Origin of the sequence: Rhizobium sp. 18065 (genome assembly GCF_902706095.1) — a bacterium.
Taxonomy (GTDB): Bacteria; Pseudomonadota; Alphaproteobacteria; order Rhizobiales; family Rhizobiaceae; genus Allorhizobium.
On record NZ_CACSJP010000004.1, the window covers coordinates 389,962 to 403,926 of the forward strand.

The following is a 13,965-nucleotide window of genomic DNA, read 5'->3' on the forward strand; positions in this document are numbered from 1 at the left end:
CAGAATGGATGCATCCGGCTGATGGTTCCAGGCAGGCGAGCCCGAGTGGATCGGGCCTATTTGGAGGGAAGGCAATGACGAAGATGACGCCATCCGACGAGATCGTTCAGGGCGCTGCCGAGCGCACATCTGAGGTCCGAGGCATTCGGCAGAACACGTATGGTCTTCCGGCCAAGCAGGGTCTTTACGATCCGCGCAACGAGCATGATGCCTGCGGCGTCGGCTTCATCGCCCATATGAAGGGCGTCAAGTCGCACCAGATCGTCAAGGACGGCCTGTTCATCCTTGAAAACCTCACCCATCGCGGTGCCGTCGGCGCCGATCCCCTGATGGGCGATGGTGCGGGCATTCTCGTGCAGATCCCGGATCGTTTCTTCCGCGAGGAAATGGCGAGCCAGGGTATCGTCCTGCCGAAGGCTGGCGAATATGCCGTCGGCCATTTCTTCTTCCCGCAGGACGAAGAGCAGATCGCGCATTTCAAGAAGGTCATCGCGGAAGTCTGTTCCGCCGAAGGCCAGCACCTGATCGGTTACCGCGACGTGCCGGTCGACAATTCCTCGCTGTCCAAGGCGCCGGAGATTGCCGCGACCGAGCCGCGCCAGATCCAGGTCTTCATCGGTGCCGGCCGCGATGCCGCGACCCAGGAGCAGTTCGAGCGCCGGCTTTTCCTGCTGCGCAAGGTGATCTCCAACCGCATCTATGACCAGTATGGTGGCGAGGAGACCGGCTTCTATCCCGTGTCGCTGTCGTCCTCGACCATCGTCTACAAGGGCATGTTCCTCGCCTATCAGGTTGGTGCCTATTACAAGGACCTCGCCGATCCGCGCTTCGAATCGGCCGTGGCCCTGGTGCACCAGCGCTTTTCGACCAATACCTTCCCGTCGTGGAAGCTGGCGCATCCGTATCGCATGGTCGCCCATAACGGCGAAATCAACACGCTGCGCGGCAATGTCAACTGGATGGCGGCCCGTCAGGCGTCCGTCTCTTCGCCGCTGTTCGGTGACGATATCTCCAAGCTCTGGCCGATCTCCTACGAAGGCCAGTCGGACACGGCCTGTTTCGACAACGCGCTCGAATTCCTGCAGCGTGGTGGCTATTCGCTCGCCCATGCGGTGATGATGCTGATCCCGGAAGCCTGGTCGGGCAACCAGTCGATGAGCCCGGAGCGCAAGGCGTTCTACGAATATCATGCAGCCCTGATGGAGCCGTGGGACGGTCCGGCAGCGGTCTGCTTTACCGACGGCCGCCAGATCGGCGCAACGCTCGACCGCAACGGCCTGCGGCCGGCCCGCTATCTCGTCACCGACGACGACCGCATCATCCTGGCTTCTGAAGCCGGCACGCTGCCGGTGCCGGAAGAGCGCATCATCAAGAAGTGGCGCCTGCAGCCGGGCAAGATGCTGCTGATCGACATGGCGGAAGGCCGCATCATTTCCGACCAGGAAGTGAAGTCGCAACTCGCCGGCAGTCATCCCTATCGCAAGTGGCTGGATCGCACCCAGTTGATCCTGGAAGAGTTGAAGCCGGTCGAGCCGCGGGCGTTGCGTCGCGACGTGTCGCTGCTCGATCGCCAGCAGGCTTTCGGCTACACGACCGAAGACACCAAGATCCTGATGTCGCCGATGGCGACCACGGGCCAGGAAGCTATCGGCTCGATGGGCACCGATACGCCGATCTCGGCGATGTCGTCGAAGTCGAAGATGCTCTATACCTATTTCAAGCAGAACTTCGCCCAGGTGACCAACCCGCCGATCGACCCGATCCGCGAGGAGCTGGTGATGAGCCTGGTGTCGTTCATTGGCCCGCGTCCGAACATTCTCGACCATGAGGGTGCAGCGAATGCCAAGCGGCTGGAAGTGCGCCAGCCGATCCTGACCAATGGCGATCTCGAAAAGATCCGCTCGATCGGCCACACGGAAGACCGTTTCGACACCAAGACACTCGATTTCACCTATGATGTCGAACGCGGTGCCGAAGGCATGCCGGAGATGCTCGACCGGTTGTGCGAGCGTGCCGAGGCGGCCGTACGCGGTGGCTACAACATCATCGTACTGTCTGACCGTCAGGTTGGCCCGGACCGCATCGCGATCCCGGCGCTGCTGGCAACCGCTGCCGTGCATCACCACCTGATCCGCAAGGGGCTTCGCACCTCGGTCGGCATCGTGGTGGAATCGGGCGAGCCGCGCGAAGTGCATCACTTCTGCTGTCTCGCCGGCTACGGCGCCGAGGCGATCAACCCCTATCTCGCCTTTGACACACTGCTCGACATGCACAAGCACAACGAGTTTCCGAAGGAAGTGTCGGAAGACGAGGTCGTCTATCGCTATATCAAGGCGGTCGGAAAGGGCATTCTCAAGGTCATGTCGAAGATGGGCATCTCGACCTACCAGTCCTATTGCGGCGCGCAGATCTTCGATGCGATCGGCCTGTCGTCGGAACTGGTCGAGAAGTATTTCTTCGGCACTGCCACGACCATCGAAGGCATCGGCCTGTCCGAAATCGCCGACGAAACGACCAGCCGTCACAGCTCGGCCTTCGGCAAGGATCCGATTCTGGCCTCGACGCTCGAGATCGGTGGCGAATACGCCTATCGCATGCGCGGCGAAAACCACGCGTGGAGCCCGGACTCGATTGCCTCGCTGCAGCATGCGGTTCGCGGCAACAGCCAGGAGCGCTACCGCGAATTCGCCGAGATGGTGAATGACAGCGCGCTTCGTATGAACACCATCCGTGGCCTGTTCAAGATAAAGTCGGCCGAAGATCTTGGTCGCAAGCCGGTGTCGATCGACGAGGTCGAGTCTGCCGCCGATATCGTCAAGCGTTTCTCGACAGGCGCGATGTCCTTCGGCTCGATCTCCAGGGAGGCGCATACGACGCTGGCGATCGCGATGAACAGGATCGGCGGCAAGTCGAACACCGGCGAAGGCGGCGAGGAAAGCGATCGCTACCTGCCGCTGAAGAACGGTGCTGCCAACCCGGAGCGTTCGGCGATCAAGCAGATCGCGTCCGGCCGCTTTGGCGTGACCACCGAATATCTGGTCAATGCCGACATGCTGCAGATCAAGGTCGCCCAGGGTGCCAAGCCCGGCGAAGGCGGTCAGCTGCCCGGCCACAAGGTCGATGCGACCGTTGCCAAGACCCGCCATTCGACACCGGGTGTCGGCCTGATCTCGCCGCCGCCGCATCACGATATCTATTCGATCGAAGACCTGGCGCAGCTGATCTACGACCTGAAGAACGTCAACCCGGAAGCCGATGTCTCGGTCAAGCTGGTCTCGGAAGTGGGCGTCGGTACGGTTGCCGCTGGTGTCGCCAAGGCGCGTGCCGACCATATTACCGTCTCGGGCTTCGATGGCGGCACCGGTGCGTCTCCGTTGACGTCGCTGAAGCATGCCGGTAGCCCATGGGAAATCGGCCTTGCCGAAACCCAGCAGACGCTGGTGCTGAACGGTCTGCGTTCGCGCATCGCCCTGCAGGTCGACGGCGGCCTGAAGACGGGTCGCGATGTGATCATCGGTGCGCTGCTCGGTGCTGACGAGTTCGGTTTTGCGACGGCTCCGTTGATCGCTGCCGGCTGCATCATGATGCGCAAGTGCCATCTGAACACCTGCCCGGTGGGGGTGGCGACACAGGACCCGGTTCTGCGCAAGCGCTTCAAGGGAACGCCGGAACATGTCATCAACTACTTCTTCTTCGTTGCCGAAGAAGTGCGCGAGATCCTCGCCTCGCTCGGCTTGACCCGGCTGGACGAGATCATCGGCGCTTCCGAATTGCTCGAAAAGGATGACATGCTGGCGCATTGGAAGGCCAAGGGGCTCGACTTCTCGAAGATCTTCCACAAGGTCGACGCGCCGAAGGACGCCACCTACTGGACCGAACGCCAGAAGCACCCGATCGATGACATTCTCGATCGCAAGCTGATCGAGAAGGCAATGCCGGCTCTCGAAAGCAAACAGCCGGTGGTGTTTGACGTCGATATCAAGAATGTCGACCGGTCGGCCGGAGCCATGCTTTCGGGCGAAATTGCCAAGCGTTATGGCCACAAGGGCCTGAAGGACGATACGATCCACGTCACGCTGACAGGCACGGCGGGTCAGTCGTTCGGCGCGTTCCTGGCGCGCGGCATCACCTTCGATCTGGTTGGCGACGGCAATGACTATGTCGGCAAGGGGCTTTCGGGTGGCCGCATCATCGTGCGCCCGCCGGAAAACACCCGGATCATCGCCGAGGAATCGATCATTGTCGGCAATACGGTTCTCTATGGCGCGATCGCCGGCGAGTGCTATTTCCGTGGTGTGGCCGGCGAGCGGTTCGCTGTGCGCAACTCGGGCTCGATTGCGGTTGTCGAGGGTGTGGGCGACCATGGCTGCGAATACATGACGGGCGGTGTCGTCGTCGTGCTCGGCCAGACAGGCCGCAACTTCGCAGCGGGCATGTCGGGCGGCGTGGCCTATGTGCTCGACGAGACGGGCGATTTCGCCAAGCGCTGCAACATGGCGATGGTCGAACTTGAGCCGGTTCCGGAAGAGGACGACATGCTCGAGAAGCTGCATCACCATGGTGGCGATCTGATGCACAAGGGCCTTGTCGACGTGTCGGGCGACATGACCCGTCACGACGAGGAGCGTCTCTACCAGCTGATCTCAAACCATCTGCACTACACGGGCTCGAACCGTGCCAAGCAGATCCTCGACAGCTGGGCCGAATTCCGCCCGAAGTTCCGCAAAGTCATGCCGGTCGAATACCGTCGGGCGCTGGAGGAAATGGAACGCATGCGGATGGGCGTGGCTGCGGAATAAGTTCTAAAGGCCGAGAAGCTGTGATATGCTTTTGGCATATCACGAAGATGGAGCCTGACATGAACGAGCATGTGAAAGACACTGGTGAAGGTGGCGAGGTTGCAGTCGCCATCTTCAAAAATGGTCGGAGCCGGGCGGTTCGCATCCCGAAGGAGTTCGATCTTGAAGGTGATCGCGCCGTCATGGTGCGGCAACCGGATGGCTCGATCCTCATGCGGACGGCGGTGACCGCAGGCTTGATCGAGTATCTCAAGCAGGCAGAAGCCTGGAGCGGAGAGGACTTCGTTGGGAATGACGAAGATCTGGCGCCGCTGCGTGAGGTCGAGATCTGATGGGGTACATGCTCGATACCAACATCGTTTCGGCGATCGTGAGGGATCCGCGTGGAAAGGTTCTCGAACGGCTACTCGAAGTTGGAGAAGAGAATGCCTTCATCAGCATCATCACTCATGGTGAGATCTGGTACGGCGTGAAGAAGAACGGCTCCGAGGAGCTGTCGCACAAGGTGTCAGCGGTGACGCGGCGCCTCTATGTGGCCCCCCTCCAACTGCCGACCGACCAACGTTACGCCGAGGTCCGGCTGGCGTTGAGACAAGGGAAGAATATCGGTCCAAACGATCTTTGGATCGCGGCACATGCGCTGGCGCTGGACGCTGTGCTGGTGACGGACAACGAAAGTGAATTTTCCCGGGTTCCGGGATTGAAGATCGAGAATTGGCTGCGATAGCGGCGGAGATTGAGGGAATTAGACATGGGCAAGGTTACAGGTTTCATGGAAATCGACCGGCAGGTGGCGAAGTATCAGCCGGCTTCCGATCGTATTCGCCATTTCCGCGAATTCACTATCCCTATGTCGGATCCCGAGGTGACCAAGCAGGCGGCGCGCTGCATGGATTGCGGCATTCCCTATTGCCATGGTCCGACCGGCTGCCCGGTGCATAACCAGATCCCTGACTGGAACGACCTCGTCTATAACAACAAGTGGGAAGAGGCGATCCGCAACCTCCATTCCACCAACAACTTCCCGGAGTTTACCGGTCGCGTCTGTCCGGCGCCGTGCGAGGAAGCCTGCACGCTGAACCTCGAGGACGCGCCCGTGGCGATCAAGACGGTCGAGCAGGCAATTGCCGACAAGGCCTATGAGCTGGGCTTCATCGTGCCGCAACCGGCGACCATCCATACCGGCAGACGCGTCGCCGTCATCGGGTCCGGTCCGTCGGGTCTGGCGGCTGCCCAGCAGCTCGGCCGCGCCGGCCATGAAGTGCATGTCTATGAGCGCGAAACCAAGGCCGGCGGCCTGCTGCGCTACGGCATTCCGGATTTCAAGATGGAGAAGAACTTCATCGATCGCCGCGTCGAGCAGATGAAGGGCGAAAACGTCACCTTCCACTACGGCGTCAATGTTGGCGTCGATGTGACGGTCGAGTCACTGCGTGCCGACTACGATGCCGTGCTCTATTGCGGTGGCTCGGAAACGCCGCGTGAGGCCGGTATTCCCGGCGTCGAGCTGCATGGCGTACATGATGCCATGCCGTATCTGGTGCAGCAGAACCGCCGCGTCGGCCGCGAGAACATCGACAGCAACGGCTGGCCGTCCGATCCGATCCTGGCCGGCGGCAAGCATGTCGTGGTCGTCGGTGGCGGCGATACGGCATCCGACTGCGTCGGCACGGCCTTCCGCCAGGGCGCCGTCAAGGTGACCCAGCTCGACATCCGTCCGCGCCCGCCACAGACGGAGGACAAGCTGGCGATCTGGCCATTCTGGGCGACAAAGATGCGCACATCCTCGTCACAGGCCGAAGGTGCAAACCGCGAATTCCAGGTGGCGACACTGGAATTTGTTGGCGAAGACGGCGTGCTGACCGGCGTGAAGTGCTGCCAGGTCGATGACAAGCGCAAGCCGATCCCCGGCACCGAGTTCATCATCAAGGCCGATCTCGGCTTCATCGCGATCGGCTTCAGCGGCCCGTTCACCGACAGCGTGCTGAAGGAAATGAACGGCCAGCTGACGCTCAACACCGATCGTCGTGGCTCGACCAATGTCGTGGCCGACGACAAGGACTACCGAACCTCTGTCGACAAGCTCTGGGCAGCCGGCGACGTGCGCCGTGGCCAGTCGCTGGTCGTCTGGGCAATCCGCGAAGGCCGTCAGGCGGCGCGCGCCATCGACGAGGCCCTGATGGGATCAAGCGTTCTGCCAAGGTAAGGGGTCGGGATACTTGTACGAAAAGGGTCGCCTTTCGGGCGGCCCTTTTTTGTGGCCCAGATTGTACGGATGATCAGCGTCAGCGGGTAATGGTCGGGGCCGCGGCCGCTATCGGCAGTCGAACGTCATCGACGCGTCCGGCCGGTGGGTCCGGCAAATGGCCGTTCTGCACCAACTGTTCGCGGGCCGTGATCAAGGTCGAGGTGGGCATGGGTTGGCCACCGAGCAATTCGGTGGCGCCGTCAAGCTCCGGATCGAAGAGGTCCATCGGCGGCGTCGAGACGATACTTTTCATCTCGGATGGCGGCATATTGACCAGTTCCGGCAGGTTGCTGGCGTCGAGACGGACAAGATCCGGGCTGGTCATGTCGCCAAGATGGCGACGGACCGATTTTTCCACGTAGAAGGCGAGCTTGCGCTTGCCGGGTGCCGTGAAGCCGATGCCGTCGGTGCCGCGCAGGCGCACGGGCTGACCGTTGATATCCGAGCCGGTGATGATGAAGCGTCCGTCCTGGTCGACGAAGCCGTCCCAGACATCGATGAATTCGCCCTTCTGGCGCTCAACGGCGGTGCGGTAGAGCGTATTCAGCCTCAGGGCGTCGGCTGTCATGTTCTGCGGTCTGAAGGCGGGCAGGCCGACCCAGATCAATGGCGTCTTGCTGCGCGTCACCACCTCTGCCAGTCGGTTCACCCGCGCCTCATAGGCGGTGAACCAGCCGTCGGTGCGAAAATCCAGTTTGGCGTCCGGTGCAATGATCTGCTGACGGTCGTTGGCGCCGATCTGGACCACGACCACACTTGGTTTCAGTGTCTCGATCAGTGCAGGGAGTTCGCCGATCCAGTCGTAGTAGTCGACGCGAACCAGTCCGGACGAGCCATTGGACCGCGTCTCGACCTTGACGCCGGGTGCTGTCTCGAAGGCGGTCTTCAGACCGTCGCCCAGGCCCCCGGCAACAAAGTCGCCGATCACCAGGACAGTCTTGGCGTTTTCCAGCTTTTCGGGCGGAGGTGCTACTGCCGCCGCACCGGTTGCGGGGTTCTTGGTCTTGATCTTGGTGACGCTGCCGGCCGTCTTCTTGCGCGGCCGGACTTCGCGGATCGGTTTCTGCACTTCGCGCGGCGGGATATATTCGGGCTCCCGGGCGCCGAAAAGCATGTCGAACAGGTTGCGCCGACGCTCATACTGCTGGGCTTCGGCGGACGTGGAAAGCAGGGTGGTCGCGATCAGCACTGCCGACAGGACCAGCGCGCCGATACGGCTGAGGATAAGACGCTGTCGTCTCGATGCCATGTCACTCGCCTTGATTTGCAGACTAAAAGCCGCGCGATCACCGTATTTGGATCGCGCGGCTTTCCAAGTCAATGGCCAAGTCAATGGCGGGTTGGCCCGCCTTGGATCAGTTTCTCAGGGCGTCCAGAAGCGGACGCGATGGCTGGCCGTCGACGGACATGCCGAGGCGCCCCTGGATGGCGGAGATCGCTGCCTTCGAGCCGGAGCCGAAATTGCCGTCGATCTTGCCATCGTAATAGCCGAGCGCCTGCATGCGGGTCTGGAGCTCGAATTTTTCCTTGATGTCGAGCGTGCCCTGTGGGCGCGGCCAACTTTGCTTCATGCCGCCATAACCTGCCAGTTCGTCGGCCAGCAGGCCAACGCCGAGCGCGTAGCTGTCGGCGGCATTATAGCGCTTGAGGACGAAGAAATTCTTGGTCATCAGGAAGCCGGGGCCGCTGGCGCCACCGAGCAGCTTCAACTCGGCGCGTTCCGCACCATTCTTGAAGCCTTTGCCGGTTGGTCGGACAAAACCCAGAGCCTGCCACTGCGCGAGCGTCTTGGTTTGGCCGGCATAGGTGCTGCCGCCCTTCGGTACCACGGTCTCATAGCCCCAGGTCTTGCCTGTCTGCCAATTGTTCTTGGCAAGCAGGTTGGACGCGGTGGCCAGTGCATCGGGAATCGAGTGCCAGATGTCCTTCTCGCCATTGCCATCGGCATCGACGCCGTACAGAAGATAGCTGGACGGAATGAACTGGGTGTGCCCCATGGCGCCGGCCCAGGAACCCATCAGGTTCTTGTTGGAGACGTCGCCGTTCTGCAGCATCTTCAAAGCCGCGATCAGCTGGGTTCGGGCATACTTGGCGCGCTTCTTGTCGGCATAGGCGAGGGTGGCCAGCGAACGCGGGACGTTGTGCAGGCGGTCCGGGCGCTCGAGGGCGGCGCCGTAATTCGATTCCATCGACCAGATGGCGACGATGATATGCTTGTCGACGCCGAAATGCTTTTCCAGGGCCGCCAGCGTGCGGCCGTGTTTGGCGATCATTTCCTGACCGACCTTGACGGTGTAGGGATTGACGCGGCTGTCCAGGTAATCCCAGATCTGCGACTTGAATTCGGGCTGATAGGCGGCCTTTTCCAGAACAAATTCATCCGGCGCCGTGACGCCGGCAAAGGCCTGGCGGTAGGTGCGCTCGGTGATGCCGCTTTTTGCGGCCGTGCTGTAGAAGCCATTGATCCACTTCTGGAATCCGGCGTCCGCCTGAGCCTGCACCGGCATCATGCTGGTGGCTATGGTCAAGACAATTGCGCCGAGAAGGCTGGGATGGTGTCGGTTCATGGGCATCTCCCCGTTCGTTCTACGGTTCGTACGACAGCTGGAACAAATGCTGTTCACCCTAGGTTAATGCTATTGCGTCAACAAACTCTTTACCATGCGCGGTATGCTCTCGCACCATCTTTGCGAATTCACTGCAAATGTATAGTAGTGAAGGCCCCGCGCCGTGACGACGTTAATCGATTAGATCCTCCAGGAGGAATGTGTGGTTCAACCGAATAAGCTCCGCAAAGCAGTTTTCCCCGTCGCCGGTCTCGGCACTCGCTTCCTTCCCGCCACCAAGGCCGTGCCGAAGGAAATGCTGACCGTCGTCGACAAGCCGGTCATCCAGTATGTGGTCGACGAGGCCATCGAAGCGGGCATCGAGCACTTCGTTTTTGTCACCGGGCGTGGCAAGGCGGTCATCGAAGACTATTTCGACATCCAGTTCGAGCTTGAGCAGACGCTGAAGTCGCGCAACAAGAATGCCGAACTTTCGCTGCTCGATTCGCTCCAGCTGACTGCCGGCCAGACGAGCTTCACGCGTCAGCAGGAACCGTTGGGTCTCGGCCACGCTGTCTGGTGTGCCCGCGATATCGTCGGCCACGAGCCCTTCGCGCTGCTGCTGCCGGACATGATCATGCGCGGCGAGAAGGCTTGCCTCAAGGGCATGGTCGAACTCTACGAGAAAACCGGTGGCAATATCGTGGCCGTCGAGGAATGCGCGCCGGATCAGGCGCACAAATACGGTATCGTCGGTGTCGGCGAGGCGCTGGAGGGCGGCTTCAAGATCACCGAAATGGTCGAAAAGCCGGCCAAGGGTACGGCGCCTTCGAACTTTTTCATCAACGGCCGCTACATCCTGCAGCCGGAGATCTTCAACATCCTGTCAACGCAGGAACGCGGTGCCGGCAATGAAATCCAACTGACCGACGGCATGCTGAAGCTTGCCAATGACCAGTCGTTTGCCGGTTATCACTTCAAGGGCCAGACCTTTGACTGCGGTGCCAAGGATGGTTTCATCCTCGCCAATGTCTCGTTCGCGATCGAACGGCCGGATATTCGCCCGGCCATCGAAGAGCAATTGAAGGCGCTGCTCGCTGCGCTGAAGTAAACTGAGATTTTCTGGCCGCCAGGCTCAACGCTTGGCGGTCAGTCCGACAAGGGCGGTTACGTCGCTGCTTTCGCCGCCGTATTTGTAGTCGGTCCGCTCGTAGTTCAGGTCGGCTGTGGCATCCAGGTAGCGATTGATGCTCCAGGTCAGGCCGGCGCCTGCAAGATAGCCGGTGCTGTTGCCCGTTTCACCGGAACCATCATAATTCGTCAGAGTCACCCCCGAGGACAGGCGCGCGACCAGATTACTGCGCAGATCATGCTCCAGCTTGGCCGTCAGCCGGTGAACCCGTGCTCCATTGACGCCGGCGGTGGTCGATGGATCGACATAGGTCTCTACCGCCAAATCGATATCGGTGCCTTCCTGTGGCGACCAGTAGAGATTGCCGTCTACCGTGAGTGCCGACAATTCCGCCAAGCGGCTGTCGTCATAACGTTGCCGCTCATGGCCGACGCCCAATTCGCCACGCAGCTTCTCGCCGAGATCAACGGCTACACCGACCTTGGCAGCATAGACGTCCGCCGAGCGCTCGTAGCCATTGGCGTCTGCGGTGTCATCGTAGGAAATGCGGCCGACGGTTCCCTCGACGAATGGCGTCAGGGCAGGGGACAGTTCGTAGCCAACGCGGGCACTGACGGTCGAGCGCATGCGATCGCGATCGCTGCGCGACAGGGTCGAACCATCGGACAGCTCGACGTCGGAATATTGCCAGCGGGTGATGTCGCCTGCGATCGAGCCGCGCAATAGGCCGAGATCCCTTTCGATCGAGATGCCGCCGTCGAATTGGTTGACCGCCGATTGTACGCTTGCGCCGGCGACCGCGTTCGGATCGTCGGTGTCTTCACGGCTGTAGTTGTAGGCGCCGGTGATGTTGGCAATGGTGTCATCGGCGAGATCCAGCCGAAGGTCTGCATTGATATTGGCACGCGGCTTGTCTTCGGTGTCGCCGGAAATGGTGTTTTGCCAGTAGCCTTCGCCGCCAATGGTCAACTGGTGACGGGACCAGTCGGATGTCAGCGTGCCCTTTAGTCCGGTCTCGGAGAAGATTCGGGTTTCGCGCCCCGCGCCGTCGTCGGAGGTCTCGCTGCCGATGCTCTGGCTGATGGCCGGGCGCAACACCATGGTGCCGAGCCGGATGCCGGGCGTCTTGTCGTCTTCACGCCGGATCCTGGCGGTGGTCGGGTCGTCGAGCCGGGTTTCCCGCAGGTTCTGCCGGCCGAAATCCGGATCCTGGGCAATGCCACCATCTGCATCGAGCATGGGATCGGTCAAAGGTGCAGCGAAAGGTGTCGGCGGCAATGTGCCTTCGGCCGGGATGGTCCCGGTGGTGGTGCCGTCCGCGTTCTGCGTCTCGTCCCCGGTGGCATAGGGATCATCGGCGCCGGCAGGCTGGGGTGCTGTAGCCTGATTTGTCGTCGAGAAGGCTGCGCTGGATGGCTTGGTCGCCGTTGCCTGCTGGGCGAAGGCCGGCATGGGCAGGGCAAAGACATGGGTTGCCAGCAGGCCGGCTGCGGCGCGCAAGCCGAGGCGGCCGGCGCCGCGCAGTCCCGTGTTCTTGTCGATTCCCATGAAATGTACGCCTGGCGATCTGAAATGCTTACCCAAACGTAAAGCGAGGTGGTTAATGTTTGGTTTCGATCCCGAGCAATCGCCCAGGACGAGACCATCGCGGGCGCCGGCGATGCCGGCCAGGTGCTTCTGTGGACAGGATCGGGCAAACGCAGTATGGGGACTGCCATGATCAAACGTGCTGTCAATCTCGTCGAAGCTGGCGCCATCGAGTCGGCCATTCGTGTTGTCTCGACCGAACGGGCCGGACTGCTGGCGCTTGAAGAGGCCCTGGCTGGGCCGCTGGCCCAGCCGTTCTGTAACGCGGTGAAGGTGATCGGCGATATTGCCGGTCGCGTCATCGTCACCGGCGTCGGCAAGAGCGGCCATATCGGCACGAAGATTGCCGCGACCCTTGCCTCCACCGGTACGCCGGCCTTTTTCGTCCATCCGGCCGAAGCCAATCACGGCGATCTCGGCATGATCGGTGCCGATGACGCCATTCTTGCCATGTCCTGGGGTGGCGAGACCGCCGAATTGCAGGGCATCGTCAATTTTTCGCGGCGTTTTTCCATTCCGCTGATTGCCATGACGGCGGGGGAGCAATCTACGCTGGCGCGCAATGCGGATGTGGTTCTGCTGATGCCCAAGATCCAGGAAGCCTGTCCGCATGGACTGGCGCCGACCTCGTCTGCGGTCCTGCAACTGGCCATGGGCGATGCGATCGCGATTGCGCTGCTTGAGGCGCGCGGCTTTTCACCCAGCGATTTCCGCACGTTTCATCCGGGCGGAAAACTCGGCGCGAGCCTGACCCATGTGCGCGACATCATGCATACCGGCGACCGCGTTCCGCTGGTCGCGCTTGGTACATCCATGCCGGATGCGGTCAAGATCCTGTCGAGCAAGCGGTTTGGCTGTGTCGGCGTGATCGATGCTGAAGGCAAGCTCTGTGGCATCGTCACCGAAGGCGATATGGCGCGTCACCTGGCGCGGGACCTGTCGATCCTCGATGTCGATGACGTGATGACCCGCAATCCCAAGGTGATCGACGGCGCGGCGCTGGCATCCACCGCTGCAGCCATGATCAACAAGCACGGCATCGGGGCTTTGCTTGTCGTGGATGACAACCATTGCCCGGTCGGACTCATCCATTTCCACGATCTGCTGCGCATCGGCGTAGCCTAGTCGGATCAAGCCTCCTCGACGGTCAGATCCCGGCCGTTGCTGCTGACGACGACGACCCGTGCGCCGGCAGGCAGGTCGGGGCCATTCACCACCCAGAATGTATCATCCAGACGGATGCGGCCGCGGCCTTCGGCGATGGGTTCGATCAGCACGGCGGTGCGGCCGACAAGGCTTGCGCCGCGCTGGTTGAGCAGCGGTTCGTCCGATTGCGCATCCTTGCGGGCAAAGAGCCGGCGGCCGCCGAGCGTGGCGGCAATTGCTGCCGCGGCAAACACCAGTAGCTGCAGCTGCCAGCTCCAGAAGCCCATATCCCAGAGCAGCAATGAAAGGACCCCGGTGAAGATCGCCGCAAGGCCGATCCAGACCAGAAAGACGCCGGGCAGGAAGAGTTCGGCGGTCAGCAGGATCATGCCGAGCACCCACCAGCTCCAGGGACCAAGTTCGGTGGCGATGCGGCTCAGCATGGCTCAGGTCCCACTTGGTGGTGCAAAGGGATTGACGGGCGGGGTCGGGCGCGCAGGTTGAGCG

General features: G+C 61.5%; 10 protein-coding genes. 6 read left to right on the top strand and 4 right to left on the bottom strand.

What is annotated here, in order from left to right:
* The first annotated feature begins 74 nt into the window (after window positions 1-74).
* From gltB to GVK95_RS13075, 4 genes are read left to right on the top strand one after another with little or no spacing between them, the layout of a single operon-like run.
* Window positions 75-4,799, top strand: a complete 4,725-nt coding sequence (gene gltB / locus GVK95_RS13060; protein WP_159950237.1) for a glutamate synthase large subunit — start codon at window positions 75-77, stop codon at window positions 4,797-4,799.
* 59 nt (window positions 4,800-4,858) lie between these two features.
* Window positions 4,859-5,131: an AbrB/MazE/SpoVT family DNA-binding domain-containing protein gene (locus GVK95_RS13065; RefSeq protein ID WP_159950239.1), complete on the top strand. Its 273-nt coding sequence runs from the start codon at window positions 4,859-4,861 to the stop codon at window positions 5,129-5,131.
* 8 nt (window positions 5,132-5,139) lie between these two features.
* Window positions 5,140-5,526, top strand: coding sequence for a type II toxin-antitoxin system VapC family toxin (locus GVK95_RS13070; RefSeq protein WP_348532454.1), 387 nt, complete (start codon window positions 5,140-5,142; stop codon window positions 5,524-5,526).
* A 24-nt stretch (window positions 5,527-5,550) separates the two neighbouring features.
* A complete protein-coding gene (locus tag GVK95_RS13075; RefSeq protein ID WP_159950243.1) occupies window positions 5,551-7,005 on the top strand; it encodes a glutamate synthase subunit beta in 1,455 nt (484 codons plus the stop codon).
* A 79-nt stretch (window positions 7,006-7,084) separates the two neighbouring features.
* Here GVK95_RS13075 and GVK95_RS13080 read toward each other — a convergent pair whose 3' ends face one another.
* Complete coding sequence (locus GVK95_RS13080) at window positions 7,085-8,296, bottom strand: DUF459 domain-containing protein (RefSeq protein WP_159950245.1); 1,212 nt, start codon at window positions 8,294-8,296, stop codon at window positions 7,085-7,087.
* A 106-nt stretch (window positions 8,297-8,402) separates the two neighbouring features.
* On the bottom strand, window positions 8,403-9,620 hold the full coding sequence (locus tag GVK95_RS13085) for a lytic murein transglycosylase (protein WP_200844275.1): 1,218 nt from the start codon (window positions 9,618-9,620) through the stop codon (window positions 8,403-8,405).
* Window positions 9,621-9,816: 196 nt separating this feature from the next.
* Here GVK95_RS13085 and galU point away from each other — a divergent pair, with 196 nt between their 5' ends.
* Window positions 9,817-10,704, top strand: coding sequence for a UTP--glucose-1-phosphate uridylyltransferase GalU (gene galU, locus GVK95_RS13090; RefSeq protein WP_159950250.1), 888 nt, complete (start codon window positions 9,817-9,819; stop codon window positions 10,702-10,704).
* 24 nt (window positions 10,705-10,728) lie between these two features.
* Here the strand turns inward: galU and GVK95_RS13095 are convergent, their stop codons facing one another.
* Window positions 10,729-12,273, bottom strand: a complete 1,545-nt coding sequence (locus tag GVK95_RS13095; RefSeq protein ID WP_159950253.1) for an outer membrane beta-barrel protein — start codon at window positions 12,271-12,273, stop codon at window positions 10,729-10,731.
* Window positions 12,274-12,441: 168 nt separating this feature from the next.
* Here GVK95_RS13095 and GVK95_RS13100 point away from each other — a divergent pair, with 168 nt between their 5' ends.
* The gene (locus GVK95_RS13100; RefSeq protein WP_159950255.1) at window positions 12,442-13,437 is read left to right on the top strand and encodes a KpsF/GutQ family sugar-phosphate isomerase; all 996 of its coding nucleotides are present in this window, start codon (window positions 12,442-12,444) and stop codon (window positions 13,435-13,437) included.
* Between the two features lie 5 nt (window positions 13,438-13,442).
* On the opposite strand, the gene GVK95_RS13105 is transcribed toward GVK95_RS13100, so the two are convergent.
* Complete coding sequence (locus GVK95_RS13105; protein ID WP_159950257.1) at window positions 13,443-13,901, bottom strand: NfeD family protein; 459 nt, start codon at window positions 13,899-13,901, stop codon at window positions 13,443-13,445.
* Window positions 13,902-13,965: the final 64 nt, after the last annotated feature.

Coding starts and splice junctions, on each gene's coding strand:
- GVK95_RS13065 (WP_159950239.1), top strand. CDS start 4,859: ATGAACGAGCATGTGAAAGACACTGGTGAAGGTGGCGAGGTTGCAGTC.
- GVK95_RS13105 (WP_159950257.1), bottom strand. CDS start 13,901: ATGCTGAGCCGCATCGCCACCGAACTTGGTCCCTGGAGCTGGTGGGTG.
- GVK95_RS13080 (WP_159950245.1), bottom strand. CDS start 8,296: ATGGCATCGAGACGACAGCGTCTTATCCTCAGCCGTATCGGCGCGCTG.
- GVK95_RS13075 (WP_159950243.1), top strand. CDS start 5,551: ATGGGCAAGGTTACAGGTTTCATGGAAATCGACCGGCAGGTGGCGAAG.
- GVK95_RS13100 (WP_159950255.1), top strand. CDS start 12,442: ATGATCAAACGTGCTGTCAATCTCGTCGAAGCTGGCGCCATCGAGTCG.
- gltB (WP_159950237.1), top strand. CDS start 75: ATGACGAAGATGACGCCATCCGACGAGATCGTTCAGGGCGCTGCCGAG.
- GVK95_RS13085 (WP_200844275.1), bottom strand. CDS start 9,620: ATGCCCATGAACCGACACCATCCCAGCCTTCTCGGCGCAATTGTCTTG.
- GVK95_RS13095 (WP_159950253.1), bottom strand. CDS start 12,273: ATGGGAATCGACAAGAACACGGGACTGCGCGGCGCCGGCCGCCTCGGC.
- GVK95_RS13070 (WP_348532454.1), top strand. CDS start 5,140: ATGCTCGATACCAACATCGTTTCGGCGATCGTGAGGGATCCGCGTGGA.